We start from the raw sequence: 15,424 nt of genomic DNA, 5'->3' as shown, positions 1-15,424 counted from the left end.
CGGTGGAGCAAGCATGCTGAGCGACGGCTGACGCTCGGATCGGCCTCCAGGGGGTGCATTAGCTGGAGATGTTCAGTGCGCGGAATGGGCGAGACAAGCGAGACGTGGGTCCTGGAAGTCTGGGGGTGGTGAAGCGGCCGGGGTGGAGTAAGGTCTTCGCTGGGTCGACACGGCCCCGGCGGTTCCCGTGCAGGTGGACACGGGTGGTGCACACCCCGGTGGGGACGTCCTCCACATCATGTCGGACCACACCGCATCGAGGACCAGCCTTTGACTCCGCATTCCCTGGCGTTCTACGTGGACGTCGTCACCACCGGCACCTTGCTCGGCGTGGGCCCCGCGGATTCTCCCGACCACGTCACCAAGGCCCTTGGGTCGGACTTCGCTGAGGACACCTTCGGCGACCGCAGCATGTGCCGTGACTACGGTCTCGCCGAGTTCTACTGGGACCGCGCTTCCGCCGACCACCCCTGGTCGGGCCACCACTTCACCCTGCAGGTGCACCGGCTCGCGCACCGGGACCGCACCCTCGTCAACGACGCGCTTCGTGCCCGGTACGGGCGGTTCACCCCCAGGCTTCGGTTCGAAAAGCTGCAACGTCTATTGGTGCGGCGCGGCGTACCCCTGTTGGAGATCCCGGAAATCCCGGCGTACGCTCCGTATTTCCGTACTTTCTGGCAGCCCGATTCCCATGTGGCCGTCTCCGTCATAGGCACCTACGGCGAGTACAGCACGCCGGACAATCTGCGGGTCGGCGACGTGCACAGCGTTCAGGCCCCGCTGGCTGCCGAGGAAGTGGAGTGGCGGAGGGCACAGTTCGGGTAGCGCAGGGACCGGGGGGCTTGTCAATTTCGCCCAACTTCCTAGTAGGGCTTGGTCAGGTTCGTATCGGTGTGGGTATGTTGCGGTGGCAGGTGGGGCAGGCACCGGTCCAGAGGGCGAGGAGTGTCTGCAGCTCGCGGACGACTTGGTAAAGACTCAGGCTGGCGCTGGGTCTTTTGAGGCCCGGGCCAGTCGTTGCAGGGTGCGGAAGGCGTGCGCGACGGAGACGAGGGTGACGTGGTGGTGCCAGCCGCCCCAGGTCCGGCCCTCGAAGTGGGCAAGTCCCAGGGCCTGATCACCGAGGCACGCAGGTGAAGCCCGGCGAGGTAGCTTTCCGGGGTCTTGTCGTAGCGGGTCGCGATGCCCCGCCACGCATTGAGCTTGTTGATCAGGCGCTCGACGGTGTTCCTCTCCTTGTAGAACTCGGCGTCGTGGTCGACGGGGCGTCCCCCTCTGCGGCCCTTCGTCTTCCGGTTGGAGGCCTGGTCCCGTTTTTCCGGGATGACGGCCTTGATGCCGCGCCCGCGCAGGTGGGCGCGGTTGCCGCGGGAGGAGTACGCCTAATGGAAAGCGAAGGTCGGCGGGAGCTGACCTTCAGGGCGCGAGCCGAGCCTTTGAGGATGCCCGGACCTCAGAGTCCTGTTGATAAGACGAGGCTGGTTCGCGCCCAGCAGCATGGACCTCAAGTGGTCAAGACGAGGTACAGATCCGTCTGCGAGGGCAGTCAACTGGTCCCGTTGGTACAGGCAGGCCCGTATCTGACTGCCGCGCGGTCTGCTGTCCGTAGTCCGAGCCGGTTGTGCGGATCACCTCTCACCTCTGCCTGAGCCCTCAGCTCTGACACGGGCCAAGGACCGTATGACTCGCTGGGGTTGCGAACGGCTGGTGGGATGACGTGCCTTGAGCACTTCCATTAGGGAGCACGCGCACCCTGCACAGGCTCTGGCCTGGGAAGAGAGCCGCGACGAGAGAGGGCCGGATGAAGATCGTCGGATTACCGACGCCAGTGTTCTGTGGAGTGGACTGGGTCGAAGACCACCACGACGTAGCCCTGGTTGACGCCGGGGGAAAGCAACTCGCCAAAGTGCGAATCAGTGACGACGCGGCGGGGTTCGCCCAGCTCATGGCCCTGCTGGCTGAACATGGCGAGAGCGAGGGCGCCCCGATTCCCGTGGCGATCGAGACATCACGCGGGCTCCTCGTCGCCTGCTTGCGGGCCACCGGCCGGCCGGTCTTCGCGATCAACCCGCTGGCAGTCGCCGCCGGATCTTCCCCAGCACCGGGATGAACTGTGGGCTGTCGGCCGCCTGTCCCGCGGTCAAGACGAACGCCAATGGCCGGCACTTGCGGTCGGCGGCGAGATGGACCTTGCTGGTTTGCCCGCCCCGGCAGCGCCCCGGCAGCGCCCCAGCAGAGCGGCTTTCAGTCGGACCCTGAGCTGACGCCGGACGCGTCGCCGCTCGCCCCGCTCGGGATCGGCAACCGTCCTGCCCGCTTCGTCCCTCTGGACCGCCCCCTTTGACCTGGCCTCCTCCTCTTCGGCGGCAGCCTTCTCCAGAGCGGCGAGCACGTCCTGGCTCGCGTGCATCCCGGCGGCATCGTGATGGGCCCGCACGGTGGTGGAGTCGATGCTGACCAGCGACAGATCCACCTCACCCCGCTTCGCGGCCTCCGCGATCAGGCCCTCCAGCAGGGCCTCGAACACTCCGGCGTCACGCCACTGCCGGAAACGATTGGACACCGCCGACCAGGCACCGAATTCCTGCGGCATCTCCCGCCACTGCCCGCCGGCCCTGAACCGCCAGACCACACCCTCGAACTGCTGGCGCAACCGCTCGGGGTACGGGCCATACTCGCCGATCGGCAGGTACGGCTCGATGAACTCCCGCTCCACATCGGTCAGCTGCGCACGCGTCACGCAAGACGATCTACCGGATCGAAGATCAGCACGAGAGGAGAACCCGCTCATTGATCACGACCCGATACGCGCCCTAGTTCTGCGCCACCTTGACCCTCTCGCCATCCCCGTGTTCGGCCCTCGCTGTGCGGATCCGCAGCACCCACCCCGTCATATGCGGTGATCGACTTCCATCCGGCGCACGGGTTACGGTCCATGACCGTGGAGTCGAGGATGCCGCATCGGAAGCGGGCGCATTGAAGCTCGCAGACCTGCTGCTTCAGCTCCAGACGCAGTCGGCTGAGCAGGGCAGGAGCCTTCATGTTGGTGCCTTGCCTGTCTCGACGCAAGCCTCCCCCAACTGCCCTATTTCATATGTGAGTTGCGCATGCAGTCATGGGCGGGCGGCGGTTCGCCTCGGTGCTCGCGATCCGAATCGCACCCAGTCGGCAGGATCAACATCACAACAAGTGAGGGGCTTTTGATCGTTTTTGTGCAAGATGGAGGGCGGTCTTGAAGTCTGCGACCCTCCTATCATCGGTCAGTCATTGCCAAGAGTTGGCGATGACTTGACCATTTCAGGGGGGTGCGAAGACGGTTTACGGTGACGACCACCACGTCGCTGGCATTGTGCTTGGCGCTCGCTGTCCAGTCGGCCGCGGTGGCGCTGACCGACGACGGAACGAACGGGACCGACGGATCACGGTCGGCCGCTGGTGTGGGCGACCGGATCACCGAGGCACCGAACGAACAGGCAGCGAAGCTCGCCGCAGTCCTTCAGGGGCACCGGGTCGAGGTGCTGTCCGCGCGTACGGAGGACTCGACGACGTGGGCGAACCCGGACGGGACGATGACCACGGACGCCGCCTCGGGGCCGATCCGCGTCAAGGAGAACGGTCAATGGCACCGGATCGACACCGATCTCGTCGACTCCGGCAGCAAGCTCGAGCCGAAGACCGCGGTCGCCGACGTGCAACTGTCCGGCGGAGGCGCCGAGGCTTTCGTCCAAGTCGCCGACGGGGAGCGGGCGTTCGGGCTGGACTGGGGAAGTAGCCTGCCGGCCCCGACGGTCGACGGGGACACCGCCGTCTACCGGTCCGTGGTACCGAACGGCGACCTTCATGTCACCGCGCTGCCGTACGGGTTCACGGAGTCGCTGATCCTCAAGGAGCGTCCGGCCGAGCCGGTGGAGCTCAGACTCCCGGTGACGCTCAAGGGCATGAAGCTGGAGAAGACCGCCGAGCGGCATCTACGGCTTGAGGACGCCACTGGCGCGCTCGTCGCCAGTGCCCCGGCACCCCGGATGTGGGGCACGGGCACGGATCCCCGCTCGGGTGATCCGGCGAAGAGCGCCGAGATAGCCACCACCGTCGAGGAGACGGCCGACGGCACGGTCCTGGTGCTCAAGCCGAGCCAGGAGTTCCTCGACGACCCGGCGGTGGCCTACCCGGTCACCATCGACCCGACCACCACACTCGCCGCCTCGACCGACACCTGGGTCGCCACCAACTACCCCGACTCGCAACGAGGTTCGGCGGAGCTGAAGGCTGGCACCTACGACGGGGGCACCACCAAGGCGCGCTCCTACGTCAAGTTCGACGTCGCCAAGTACGTCGGCAAGCACATCCTCAGCGCGTGGCCACCCGCCACGAATCACAGTCCAGGGGCGTAGACAAGGAGATGGACCTCAAGAACAACAAGAAGGGCCGCGAGATCGGCCGATACTGCAAAGCGCGCTACTCCAAGGCCGAGGCTTGGAAGAAGACCCGGAGCTCCTGCAAGAGCCATGTCACGAAGGGCAAGTTGTGGATCATCAAGAGTGGCCGTCTCGTGAAGAGCAACGCATGATGACCATGCTCCACCGTCGGGTCGTCCCGGTGCTCCTGCTCGCTCAGGTCGCGTATGTGGCCCTGCTTGAGTTCGCGTTCACCTTCCTGGCGCTCGACACCGCGGAAATCGACCACACCGATCCCCAAACCGCCGGCACCGTGCTGTACGCGGTGCTGGTGGTTGTCGCCGTCCTGGCCATGGCGGGCGGCGCCGCCCTGCTGGGCTCGGCGCGGGTCAGGGACAGGACACCACGCGCGCTGCGCGTCGGCTGGCTCGCCCTGCTCGGACTCGGTGAGGTCGCCGTCGCCGTGATGTTCCTGAGAACGGTCGTCACCGGGGCCTCGGGCCCGGACACCCTGACCGGCGTGCTGGCAAGCGTGGCAAGCTGCGCAGTCGCACTGTCGTGTCTGACCGAGACGAGCACTGTGCTGCGAGGCACTCCGGCCTGAGTCACGGCGGGCGGAGCCGACACCGGCTCCGCCCGATCCGCTTGCTCACGGCGAACGATGGCGGCACGGGTCCCGCCACAGGGGACTGGACACACGGGCCGACGCCGAGACGAGAAGTGCCGTGGCGGCGGCCCGCCGTTGTAGCGATCAGCGTGAGTCCCACCGCGAGCAGTGGCCAGGCGTTCCATTTCAGAGCCGTTGCTGCCCTATCCGCGCCGTCGCCGCACGGACCGGTGGTCATATCGGTGCCGCCCAGTGCATGGGCCACCCTCGCCGAGGGACTGGCCGCATAGATGGTCTCCACAGTTCGAGGGGATTGACAGTGCCCGAACTGCCAGAAGCAGGCCAGACGCGTACACAGCTCGTACCAACGCAGCGTGGATGAAAGGCCGTTGGGCTCCCAGCGGGTCATCGATGTCTGTCGCCCTCACAGGCCCCGCGTAGGAAATGCCACGTTCCTGAGACAACGCAGCCAGGCCACGGGCCACGACGTGAGACAACCGAAGGATTGCTGGTCAGATGGCTGGCGTGTGCCACCATCCATGAGACCCCACATGTCATCTGTAAGGTCTCGCGGCTGATGTCGTAATCTCACGGGTCGTGTCGTACCGATGTCGTATACGACATCACCGTGAGACTAGCGCGTGGGTGCTGCTGCTCAGCGCCTCGTCTCGTACCTGGTCAGGACCACGCCGCCGGGAAACGTCCGCGTCTCCACCAGGTTCAGGTTCACCCAGCTGTCCAGCGCGGTGAAGAACGGCGTGCCGCTGCCCGCCAGGACCGGATAGGCGGCGATCGCGTACTCGTCGATCAGCCCGGCGCGCATGGCCGCCCCGGCGAGCGTTGCGCCGCCGATGTTCATTGGGCCGCCGTCCTCGGCCTTGAGCCGGGTGATCTCGGCGATCGCGTCGCCGGTGACCAGGCGGGTGTTCCAGTCGACCTTGTCGATCGTCGAGGAGAACACCACCTTCGGCGTGTCCCGCCAGTTCCGCGCGAACTCGATCTCCGCCGGGGTGGCGCCCGGCTGCTGGTCGCCGGTCGGCCAGTAGGAGCTCATCGTCTCCCACAGCTTGCGCCCATACAGCGACAGGCCACTCGCCTGCTCGTGGTCGAGCCACCACTGGAACAGCTCGTCGCTCGGCGGTCCGCTCCAGCCGATGTCGTCGCCGGCCGCGGCGATGTAGCCGTCCAGGGTCAGGTTCATGCCGTAGATCAGTTTCCGCATGGCTCAGCCTTCCGTTCGTGGGTGTCCGGCGTATAGACCAGCGTGGCGCGGGAAACTCATCGGTGCGCGATCTGGGCTCGCCGGTAGCCCTCGTGCTCGGGGCTCAGCGTGGTGTACTCGGCCGACTCGGACAAGCAGCCTGATCTCGACCTCGCCCTCGCGAGGAAATGCCACGGATTTGAGACTGATCATGGGTGACAAGGCCGTGAGACAGCCAAGAACGCCCAGGTCACGCAAGATCGACATGTCACGAGCGACGAGACCCTACAACCCAGCCTACGAACGGCCACGCCCACCGGCACGACGAAACCCCACGGCCAGGCTCCCGTGCGCCCCGTGATGGGGCCGACCACGAACCCGCCCATGCCAGGCGGGCGTGACCGGTCGGCGGATACGGGCCGGGAGTGGGGTACTGACGCAGATCGCAGCAATCACCCCGGCCCGGAAGCTGGCAGCCCGTGAAGCGGAAGCAGAGCTGGCCCGGTACGACTTGAATCAGTGGAGCCATTCCGAAGTCTGACAGCGGCGTGGAGCGTCCGCTGCTGCATCTGCGGTGATCTCTTCCGGGTCCGGCTCAGTGACCTGGGCACCGGTCGGATCGGATGCCCGAACCGGTGCCCCACTGCACTCGTGCGATCTGTGGCTTATGCCCTGCGGAACCAGCTCGATCCCCTGTCGTGCCCCCGTTGCGACAGCTCAGTCGCCACGGCGCCGCACACCGCATCGTTGACAGGCTGCGCCGTATGCGGTGATGCGCTGCCTCCTGGTGCCACGCCGCCATCCTCGGAGGTCAGGTACGACAACAGCGCCTCCTTGTGAACCCGTTGCGGTCACCACACGACTCCGTCTCGGCTACACCGCGCCGATCGGATCGACAGACCAGGACCGCGTCCGGCACCTGACCGTCGCGCTGCCGCCTCGCTACGGGCTACCGACGAAATGCGGCTTGTGAGGTGATGCAATGCCGGTCGCCAGGTCGGCGAGCTGTGCGTGAACCTCCCGCTCACCGATGGCGGGCTGGTGTCGGAAGGTGGTGGCACAGTGTCCGAGACTGATCGACAGGAGGGGGAGACGATGGGTGACTTCTTTGAGCGGATCGTCGATGTTGAGGTGACCGGCGAGGAGGCCGGGCCGCTCGCGGAGCGGATGGTCGACTGGATGGTCACCGAGGGCCTCATCACGCGTGAGCTGTCCAGTGAAGGGGTATACAGCCTGACCGTGGACGAGGGCTATGTGCCAGGGCCCAACTGGGCGCGAGCCGTTGCCGACTCATCGGACCCGGACTGGCTGCCGGGCCCGGTGGCCGTCATCGTCGGGCGCGAATACCACGTCGGTGGTCAGGGAGCGGACGATGCGGAGTACGCCGTCTGCCCGCGGTGCGAGACCAAAACCGTGATCATCAACTATCCCGAGGAGTTTGAGGCGGACGAGGATGTCTGGCAGCCGTTCAAGGACGGCATCGCCGCTTGGAAGGAAACGGGCGAGGGGAGTGCCCCCTGCTCCACCTGCGGTGCCTCGGTCCCGGTCACTGAGTGGCAGTGGGAGCGCAATTTCGCGGTGGGCGCCCTCGCCTTTGACTTCTGGGGGTGGCCGCCGCTCTCCGCCGGCTTCTGCGCAATGTTCAGCCGGCAGCTGGGGCACCGCACGGTGGAGCACATGGGCAAGTTTTGACGGGACCGCTCACACCTCAGCGTGAGAAACCCACCCAACGCGAGCCGCGTTCTCGCAGGTCAAGTGCCTCAGCTGGCGCTCAGCACAGCATGGGACCTGCTGGAAGCTCTTTCACTCGCTAGGCTCAGTGGGCCCGTTCTGCGCGGCGTTAGAGGGTGGGGGAAGCGTGGCAGTAGGCGATCAGGGAAACCTTCCAGGGCCCGCTAACCTGCCGCGCTGGCAGGTCTACGGGCTAGTGCCGCGGCAGGCAACGTTTGCCCGTCAAGGAGCGGCGTCCGGTGCGTGCTCTCGGCGTGCCGGCCGGAAGTCCTCGTACTGGACGTACTTGGGCTTTCGTCCGGTGCGGCGAGAGGGCGTGCCGGGCGTCGCGACGGGGCGAACGTTGCCTGTCGCGGCACTAGTCGCGTTGCTGTTGTTGCTTTCGAACGTGCCCCTGGTGTGTCTCATCGCGCTGTGGCCAGAGCCAGCAGATCTGGCTGGCCCGACCCGACTTCACCTGCTGAGCTGGTCTTGGACCGTTTCCCCGGAGCGGCGGATTCTTCTTTGTGTGGCGTTCTGCGGCTTGCTGGGTGGCTCCATTCGGATGCTGCTACGCATCCGGGGGGATTTCACCTCCCAGGAGGTCAGGAAGTGGTACGTACCGTGGTACTTCCTGACGCCACCGATCGGAGCGATCCTCGCCCTGGGCTTCTATCTGGTCGTCCGGGGTGGCTTCTTCGCCGCCCCGACATCTGCCGAGAACGTCAACGTTTTCGCGTTCGGCGGCGCGGGCGTGCTCGTGGGGCTGTTTGCCGAGGTTGCGACCGACCGGCTGGAGGGTGCGTTCGGCGGCGCGTTCTCTGCACGAGATCGCCAAACACAAGACCCTTCTGAACGAGGCGAGTCAACGAGCCGAGGCGGTGGCCAACTGTGAAGCACAGAGTGGCCAACTGGCCGGTTCACTGTCCATAGAGCTCTCCTGGCGAAGGTTCGCGCTCCATGAGGTGATCTCGGAGTCCACGACGGCCTCGACTCGCTCCATCGGTAGCGTTCGATAGCGGGATGCAGTCACCCCCAAGCCTCTGCGGAGTTGGTCAAAAGGCAGGCGGAATCGGCGATGATGCGTCGGCAGGCACGGTCTTCCCCTCGGATCCCGGGGCGCCGAGATGTCCATGACCGTGGAAGGGCGCGTCATCCGCCGGCGGCGTCCTCGGCCTCCCAGCGCAGCAGGTCGCCCGGCTGGCACTCGAGCACCTCGCAGAGCGCGGCGAGCGTCGCGAGGCGCACCGCCTTGGCGCGGCCGTTCTTGAGTACAGCCAGGTTGGCGGGCGTGATCCCCACGCGGTCCGCGAGCTCGCCCACGGACATCTTCCGCCTGGCCAGCATCACGTCGATGTCGACGGCGATCGGCATCAGATCACCTCGTCCAACTCGGCCTGCATCTGCGCTGCTTCGACGTCGCGCGCGACGGCCTGGGCGAGCAGCATCCGCAGCACGAGCACGATGAGCGCGACCCCCAGGATGGCCACGCCGACCCCGCCCATGATGACGGTGACGCCCGGGTCGTCCCGCTGGCCCGGCGCGTTGACGGCCGTGACCGCGAACCACACGAGGGCAGCCGCCACGATCGCGCCGATCACCCCGTCCACGTACCGGAAGGCGGCGTGGGAGAACACGGTTCCGCGTCGCACCATCGCCACCAGCCGCCATACACAGACCAGGGCGACCTGCACCGACACCATGCCCAGGATCGTGATCACGCGCAGCGCGGTCAGCGGGACCGACCCGTCCTCCGGGTCCCTCCCGCTGACCAACGTCCACACCATCCCCGCCTGTACGAACACGGTGCCCGCGAGCACCACCACGAGCACGGCGCGCAGCACCCGCACTGTCAGCTTTCCCACGACCCTGCGGGTGCCGATTATTGCGTCCGGGCAGGTCAGGCTGCGTGTGTGTATGCGTGGAGGATGCCGCCGAGGTGGTCACGCCGGTGGATGTCCAGTGGGTCGGGGTCGGTGATCGGTTCGGGGACGGGTCGCAGGGGTGTCGGGCTGTGCAGGGTGCGGTGGGGCCGGTGCTGGTTGTAGAAGGCTTCGAACTGGGTGAGTGCGTGGAGCAGGTGGGCCTGGTTCCAGATCAAGGTGCGGTCGAGGAGCTCGTGTCTGCAGGTCTGCGCCCACCGTTCCATGACCGGGTTCATGCGGGGCACGCGGATGCTGGTGGTGACGACCTTGATGCCTTCGGTCTCGGAGACGGCGTCGTACGCGTGGGTGGATTTGCTGTCGCGGTCCCTGATCAGGTATCGGACGGTGGCGCCGGTGTCCTGCAGGTCCATGGCGAGGTTCCTTGCGGCCTTGGTGATCCGGTCGGAGGTGGGATGGGCGGTCGCGCCCTGGATGCGGATGCGGCGGTTGGTGTGCTCGATGGCGGCGAAGACGTACAGCGTCGCGCCGTTCAGGGCGTTGGCGGTGAAGAAGTCGCGGGCGAGGGTCGCGTGGGCCTGGCCGCGCAGGAACGCGGCTCAGGTGTGGCGGTCGCGTTCGGGAGCGGGGTCGATCCCGTGTGCTCGGAGGATCTCCCATACGGTGGAGGGTGCGACCTTGATGCCCAGTACGGCGAGTTCGCCATGAATGCGCCGGTAGCCGCAGCCTGGGTTCTCGCGGGCCAGGCGCAGGATGAGAGTCTGGATGGCGCGGCGGGTCGGTGGACGGCCGGGCTGTTTGCGGTGGGAGTTGTGGGGGTGGCGGCGGCGCATGAGGTCGTGGTGCCACCGCAGGACCGTGTCCGGTGGGACGATCAGGTGCAGCTGCCGTAGTCGGGCGGGAGGCAGCCTGTGGAGGAGTGCAGCAAGGAAAGCGCGGTCTGCTGAAGTGACGCGCGGCCTGTCGCTCTGCCGCTGCAGGACCGCCAACTGGTGACGTGGCGTCAATATCTCGATGTTCTTGTCCACGTCGCTCATCGGCAGCGGCCGGATGAAGGCGTACACGCTCGACACGGCGAGGTAGGGCAGTCGCAGCGGCACGGTCAACCAGGTTGACACGCCCGCCTGGCGATCAACGGCCGTTCGGAAGAACCTGCACGTCACACACTATGGATGGCGTTTTCGGCACCCACCGGTCAGCCGCAGTCGTTGCGAGCAGGGAGCGCTGGTCTTGGGGACTGCATCCAGCCGGTCCCAGTCGACTTCGGGGTGTGCAGCGGGCGCGTTGACCGACACCGTGGTGAGCATCGCCACGTCGACCGCCCCGGCCCGCGAGGCCGGGGAACGTCACACATCCGCTCTGCGGAACCTGTTCAACAAGCTCCTGGGTTGCCTCTACCACTGCTTGCAGACGCGGACGCTCTACGACTCACAGCGTGCGTTCGGGCCCTCCCTCGCATTGGCCGCGTAGCCGCCGGACCGATCCGGGTGATGGGCTGGTCCGGTGGCTTGGCGGGTGAGGCAACTTCAGCGGACCCAGGGTCCGGGAAGGTCCTTGCGCACGATCTCGAGATCAGCAGTCGTGCGTCCGCGTGCATGGATCCAGGACTGGTCCTGGATCCCGTCTCTGCGTATCAGCCGGCCAGGTGCCGAGTACCAGCGCACGGGCGAGTCGTCCTTGCTGGTCCACATGGGATGGTCAGGCAGGTTCACTCGGGCATAGCGCTCGTGGAGACTCGGCAGCAGCGGGTCGGGCAGCTCGCAGGCGTCGTAGAGACCGAGGTCGTCCGCTCCGAAGAGGGACTCGCTCAGCACGAGTTCGACCCATGCGAGGGACATCCGATCGAGGAACGGGATCCAGCCGTCGCGTGACTCCACCACCACCGGCGGATCGTCCTGTTCGATCTCGGCCAGGGGGATTGCCCAGAAGGCGCAGTCCTGATTCTCATGGCGGAAGACCAGGATGCCGCCCAAATCGTCGGTGACGTAGAGCCCCGTCGCCGGGACCAGGGGGTCCTGCTGCTGGGTCAGATCTTGCCTGCGCCCGAACAGCGCGTACCCCTCGCGCAGGGCAGCCGGGAGTTCGAAGCCCAGCTCGGCTTCGATGGCCGCCAACTCGCTCTCGCTGTAGCCGTCTGCTGGCTCCAGCGGGCGGCCCATCCACGCGTCGGCGAACCAGCGCACGAAGTCCCAGGCTTGCGTGCGAGTGCGCACCCCGCCTCGCAGTGCCATCGAAATGTCAGGACCGTCCAGCATGCCGAGGACGCTACCGCCTTCGAGCCTGTGGCGGAGCACAAGCACAGCTCCGCGGGATCGCCAGCAATCAGCTTGACCCGCCGACGACATGAGATGTCTTGGACTGCTCAGCGATGACGTGACCGAGGGTGGGCACCAGGGTGCCGTCCACGATGAGCACAGTGTCCTTGCTGAACCGCCTGCGGGGCCGCAGGGCAAGCGCGGGACCGAGGTGGTCGATGATCCGGTCGGCCGCTGACTTCGAGACACCGAAGAGCGGCGCGAGTTGGCGCATCGTCAAATCGTTCGCCAGTGGGCCGACACGAGCAGTACCCGGTCCTCCAGCGGAGGGGACCACGGCCGGCCCTTGCGGACCGGATCCGCACCTTCGCGGCGCAGCGCGGTGATCCCGGTTGTTGTGGTCTTGGTGGTTTGGTCACGGTTCTCGCCGGCGCGCGCAGACAGGAATGAGCGTTGTTCAACCTGAATTCGCTGGTCATGGGGCTGGCGTGGGCGGAGGCTGAGATGCTCGTGCCGGTCGTGGGCGTGATCGGTAGCAGGTGATCGTCCGGCGCATTGCCGGGTCGCCGGAATCACGATGCCGGGTCTGGAGTGCCTCGAAGGCTCCAAGGAGAGCCGGGGCCGTCGGCGGCGGGGTTCGGTCAGTCGCTTTCCCGGTAGTTCATGAACCAGTGGGTGTCGAAATAGCGGGCCATCGTGAACGGGTGGTGCGGTTCGGTAAGGATGCGGCAGACGAACTCCGCGGCCTGGCAGTCGAAGGGGACGTCCTTGTTGTCGAAGGACCGGACCACGACGGGCCAGCGGTCGGGGTCGTCGCCGTCGGCCCGCCAGCAGTACAGGTCCTCGTGCTCAGTGCCTGCCCAGATGAGCAGACCGTCCTGCCTGAGATCCGTCCACGGCTCCTGGTTCAGGTCCAGGTATCCGTCGAAGGCGCCCGTGCCGAACGTCTCGACCATGCGCTTGTAGTCGCTCGGCAGCGTGGTGCCCAGACGTGACTCCACCTCCGCCCAGTCCACGTCCGGCCGCTGGGCGGGCTGTGTCCAGCCGGTGATCCGTCTCAGCCGTTCCATCCAGTCGACCCAGTCGACGTCCTCGTCCGCATCCGGAGCGACCGCCAGGGGTTCTGGCACTTCCCTGTGAGCGACCACCAACACCGGCCGCGCGGCCCCCTCGGCGTCCCGCGCCGTACCCGTGCCGACCCACTGATCCCCACACGCCCACGCCCGTATCGTCACGGCCCGGTCCTCGAAGGGGACGAGGAGAGCCGCGCCCCTGGACTCATCGACCGTCGGATCGGTGAAGCCGTCGAGGACGAGGGTGCGCGCGGCGCCGTACCTGCTGTCGAGCAGGTCGGTCAGGTCCTGCGGGTCCAGGTCGCCGGGCAGGTAGGTGTAGCCGTCCCCAGGACCGAGTTGGGTCAGCAGGTCGTTGACGGTCGCTTGCGTGAGCTCCATGGCGGACAGTGAAGCGCACCGCACTGACAATGGGCGTCGTCCAACCTGAAGCTACGAGCAGGGCCCGCAGGAGCGTGGTCCCGTGTCGGGCGTTCATGCGGACCTTGGTGAGGATCCGCCAGTTCTGCAGGTCGGCGAAGCCGTGCTCGTTCACCGCACGCTCGCGGCTGATCAGTTTGATCGCTTCCTTCTGCGCGGTGCTGAGGGGATGTCGCGTTCCGGCCTTCCGGCGGCGCGGGAGGCATTTCACTTCGTGGTGTGCCGGACCGTGTCGCGGAAGGCGATCGGAGTCTGGCCGGTGCGGTGGTGGAAGTATTTGCTGAAGTGGGTCGCGCTGGAGAAGCCGAGGCGGTCGGCAATTCGGGCGGCGGTCTGGTCGCTGTGGGCCAGAAGGCGCTTGGCCTCCAGCACGACACGACGGTCGATGAACTCCTTGCCGCCGAGGCCGGCAGCGGCGAGCGTGGCGCGGGAGAGGGTGCGGGGTGAGTAGCCGAGCATGTCGGCGTAATCCTCGACCCTGCGGGTACGGGCGAAGTCCTCTTCCACGGCATCGCGGAAGCGCAGGTAGGTGGCGTCGGGTTCGGGGGCGGGACTGCCGGCGGGCGCGGTGAGGTGGGCCAGGCGCAGGACGAGGACCGCGAGCAGATGGCGCAGGGCTGCGGTGTGGATCTCCAGGGGCAGGTGTCCGAGGGCGTGGAACTCGATGGTGACGTGGTCGGCGGCCAGCCGTAGGGCCGCCTCGTCGCCGAGCAGGGGGCGGCGCAGGATCGGGGCGTGCGGGTCTTCTATGCGGGCACTGGCGGTGGTCGCGGGGTCGAGGAAGTCCTGGCGGAACAGGATCAGGGTGCCTTGGGCGCGGGTGAGGTCGCCCCATTGCTGAACCTGACCGGGGCGTACCCAGAGCCAGGAGCCGGGGTCGAGGGCGTATGCGGTGAAGTCGACCGTGTGCCACAGGGACCCGCCGGTGAGGGTGATCAGGTGGTGGAAGTCCGGCCGCTGGGGGACCGAGAGCCGTTCTGCGGGGACTCGGTCGCGCAGGTCGTCCAGGGACAGCACTTCGACGCCGGCCGGGGTTCCGGCAGGAGCGGTGAACGAGATCTCTGGGATGCCGCGCTCGACACCGTGTCGTTTTTTGACCATCTTGAGTCGCCAGCGTATCCGATTCAACCTGTTCATGAGCTCTAGCTTGGAGGAGTCACCTCGTCCGACATCGATCCGAGTCGGAAAGTCGTAAGGGGGGAGGAGTGTGGTGCCTTCGGTGGAGCGGGGCTCGCTGACGTACGCCTTCGACGCGTACTGCCCCTGGTGCTACGGCTTCGGCCCGGCGCTGCGGTCCTTCGCTGAGAACAACGCACACCGCATCCGCCTCGGCGTCGTCCCGGCCGGCCTCCGCACTGGTGCCCGGGCGCGGCCAGTGGCGGCCTGTCCGCACCTGCTACCCGACGCGGGCCGGATAGGGCGGCTGACCGGCGTCGTCTTCGGTGCGGGCTACGGCCGTGCGCCGGTGCGGGGCACGAGCGTGCTCGACTCCGCCGCCGCGGCGGGGCCGGCCGCGCAGCGGGCCCAGCCCGGCATCAGCGAACTGGATGCGGCCAAGGGCGTGCAGCGTGCGTGGTTCGTCGACGGCCGCGGTGTCCGACGCCGACGTCCACCGAGGCATAGCCCACGAGCTGGGTCTGGACGCCGACGCTGTGACCTCGGCATACACGTCCCCGGCCGGCCGGATGAAGGCCCACGCCGGCTTCCGCAAGCTGCGCCGCCTGCGCGTCACCTCCTACCCGACGCTGCCGCTGTACACCGCACACGGCGTCGATCAGATGGGCGACGCGGCCTCCACAGCCGCCTCCCTGGCCGCCGCACTCGACCAGTGCTTGACCACACCCATCCCCCCACCCATGACCTGACCCCGCAAGGAGAACC

At 67.1% G+C, this 15,424-nt stretch carries 13 protein-coding genes and 8 pseudogenes; 10 read left to right on the top strand and 11 right to left on the bottom strand.

Features of this window, described 5'->3' with window-relative positions; genetic code table 11:
- The first annotated feature begins 270 nt into the window (after positions 1-270).
- Complete coding sequence (locus OG568_RS51760) at positions 271-825, top strand: hypothetical protein (protein ID WP_329537056.1); 555 nt, start codon at positions 271-273, stop codon at positions 823-825.
- Positions 826-978: 153 nt separating this feature from the next.
- On the opposite strand, the pseudogene OG568_RS51755 reads toward OG568_RS51760, so the two are convergent.
- Positions 979-1,110, bottom strand: a pseudogene (locus tag OG568_RS51755) (IS701 family transposase); the annotation flags it as partial.
- Between the two features lie 5 nt (positions 1,111-1,115).
- Positions 1,116-1,382 (bottom strand): annotated as a pseudogene (locus tag OG568_RS51750) (transposase); the annotation flags it as partial.
- A gap of 419 nt (positions 1,383-1,801) precedes the next feature.
- Between OG568_RS51750 and OG568_RS51745 the strand changes: the two are divergent.
- Positions 1,802-2,083, top strand: a pseudogene (locus OG568_RS51745) (IS110 family transposase); the annotation flags it as partial.
- Here the strand turns inward: OG568_RS51745 and OG568_RS51740 are convergent.
- Positions 2,067-2,740 (bottom strand): annotated as a pseudogene (locus OG568_RS51740) (transposase); the annotation flags it as partial. The pseudogenes OG568_RS51745 and OG568_RS51740 overlap by 17 nt on opposite strands.
- A 583-nt stretch (positions 2,741-3,323) precedes the next feature.
- Here OG568_RS51740 and OG568_RS51735 point away from each other — a divergent pair.
- From OG568_RS51735 to OG568_RS51725, 3 genes are read left to right on the top strand one after another with little or no spacing between them, the layout of a single operon-like run.
- Positions 3,324-4,391, top strand: a complete 1,068-nt coding sequence (locus OG568_RS51735; protein WP_329537055.1) for a hypothetical protein — start codon at positions 3,324-3,326, stop codon at positions 4,389-4,391.
- Positions 4,392-4,399: 8 nt separating this feature from the next.
- Entirely contained in the window at positions 4,400-4,567 is a 168-nt protein-coding gene (locus tag OG568_RS51730) for a hypothetical protein (RefSeq protein ID WP_329537054.1), read from the top strand.
- Complete coding sequence (locus OG568_RS51725) at positions 4,564-4,998, top strand: hypothetical protein (protein WP_329537053.1); 435 nt, start codon at positions 4,564-4,566, stop codon at positions 4,996-4,998. Before OG568_RS51730 ends, OG568_RS51725 begins: the two co-directional genes overlap by 4 nt.
- Positions 4,999-5,656: 658 nt before the next feature.
- On the opposite strand, the gene OG568_RS51720 is transcribed toward OG568_RS51725, so the two are convergent.
- On the bottom strand, positions 5,657-6,223 hold the full coding sequence (locus tag OG568_RS51720; protein WP_329537052.1) for a dihydrofolate reductase family protein: 567 nt from the start codon (positions 6,221-6,223) through the stop codon (positions 5,657-5,659).
- A gap of 835 nt (positions 6,224-7,058) precedes the next feature.
- On the opposite strand from OG568_RS51720, the pseudogene OG568_RS51715 reads away from it, so the two are divergent.
- From OG568_RS51715 to OG568_RS51705, 3 genes and pseudogenes are all read left to right on the top strand, one after another.
- Positions 7,059-7,148, top strand: a pseudogene (locus tag OG568_RS51715) (telomere-protecting terminal protein Tpg); the annotation flags it as partial.
- Between the two features lie 149 nt (positions 7,149-7,297).
- Positions 7,298-7,894: a hypothetical protein gene (locus tag OG568_RS51710; protein WP_329537051.1), complete on the top strand. Its 597-nt coding sequence runs from the start codon at positions 7,298-7,300 to the stop codon at positions 7,892-7,894.
- A 355-nt stretch (positions 7,895-8,249) separates the two neighbouring features.
- Positions 8,250-8,807 carry a hypothetical protein gene (locus OG568_RS51705; protein WP_329537050.1) on the top strand — a complete coding sequence of 186 codons (558 nt, stop codon included), beginning with the start codon at positions 8,250-8,252 and terminating at the stop codon, positions 8,805-8,807.
- A 257-nt stretch (positions 8,808-9,064) separates the two neighbouring features.
- On the opposite strand, the gene OG568_RS51700 is transcribed toward OG568_RS51705, so the two are convergent.
- From OG568_RS51700 to OG568_RS51690, 3 genes and pseudogenes are all read right to left on the bottom strand, one after another.
- Entirely contained in the window at positions 9,065-9,286 is a 222-nt protein-coding gene (locus OG568_RS51700) for a helix-turn-helix domain-containing protein (protein ID WP_329537049.1), read from the bottom strand.
- A complete protein-coding gene (locus OG568_RS51695; RefSeq protein WP_329537048.1) occupies positions 9,286-9,777 on the bottom strand; it encodes a DUF2975 domain-containing protein in 492 nt (163 codons plus the stop codon). The genes OG568_RS51700 and OG568_RS51695 overlap by 1 nt, the downstream gene beginning before the upstream one ends.
- 35 nt (positions 9,778-9,812) lie before the next feature.
- Positions 9,813-10,895, bottom strand: a pseudogene (locus OG568_RS51690) (integrase core domain-containing protein).
- Between the two features lie 229 nt (positions 10,896-11,124).
- Here OG568_RS51690 and OG568_RS51685 point away from each other — a divergent pair.
- A pseudogene (locus OG568_RS51685) lies at positions 11,125-11,265 on the top strand (IS110 family transposase); the annotation flags it as partial.
- 56 nt (positions 11,266-11,321) lie between these two features.
- On the opposite strand, the gene OG568_RS51680 reads toward OG568_RS51685, so the two are convergent.
- From OG568_RS51680 to OG568_RS51665, 4 genes and pseudogenes are all read right to left on the bottom strand, one after another.
- Positions 11,322-12,050 (bottom strand): SMI1/KNR4 family protein, encoded by a 729-nt coding sequence (locus OG568_RS51680; protein ID WP_329537047.1) that lies wholly within the window; start codon positions 12,048-12,050, stop codon positions 11,322-11,324.
- A 97-nt stretch (positions 12,051-12,147) separates the two neighbouring features.
- Positions 12,148-12,437: pseudogene (locus tag OG568_RS51675) on the bottom strand (helix-turn-helix domain-containing protein); the annotation flags it as partial.
- Between the two features lie 254 nt (positions 12,438-12,691).
- Positions 12,692-13,504: an SMI1/KNR4 family protein gene (locus OG568_RS51670; protein WP_329537046.1), complete on the bottom strand. Its 813-nt coding sequence runs from the start codon at positions 13,502-13,504 to the stop codon at positions 12,692-12,694.
- Between the two features lie 246 nt (positions 13,505-13,750).
- Positions 13,751-14,644 (bottom strand): helix-turn-helix transcriptional regulator, encoded by an 894-nt coding sequence (locus OG568_RS51665; RefSeq protein WP_329538261.1) that lies wholly within the window; start codon positions 14,642-14,644, stop codon positions 13,751-13,753.
- A 467-nt stretch (positions 14,645-15,111) separates the two neighbouring features.
- On the opposite strand from OG568_RS51665, the gene OG568_RS51660 reads away from it, so the two are divergent.
- Positions 15,112-15,408 carry a hypothetical protein gene (locus OG568_RS51660; RefSeq protein WP_329537045.1) on the top strand — a complete coding sequence of 99 codons (297 nt, stop codon included), beginning with the start codon at positions 15,112-15,114 and terminating at the stop codon, positions 15,406-15,408.
- Positions 15,409-15,424: the final 16 nt, after the last annotated feature.

The organism is Streptomyces sp. NBC_01450, assembly GCF_036227505.1.
In the GTDB taxonomy this organism is placed as follows: domain Bacteria; phylum Actinomycetota; class Actinomycetes; order Streptomycetales; family Streptomycetaceae; genus Streptomyces.
This window is presented reverse-complemented; position numbering and strand designations above follow the sequence as displayed.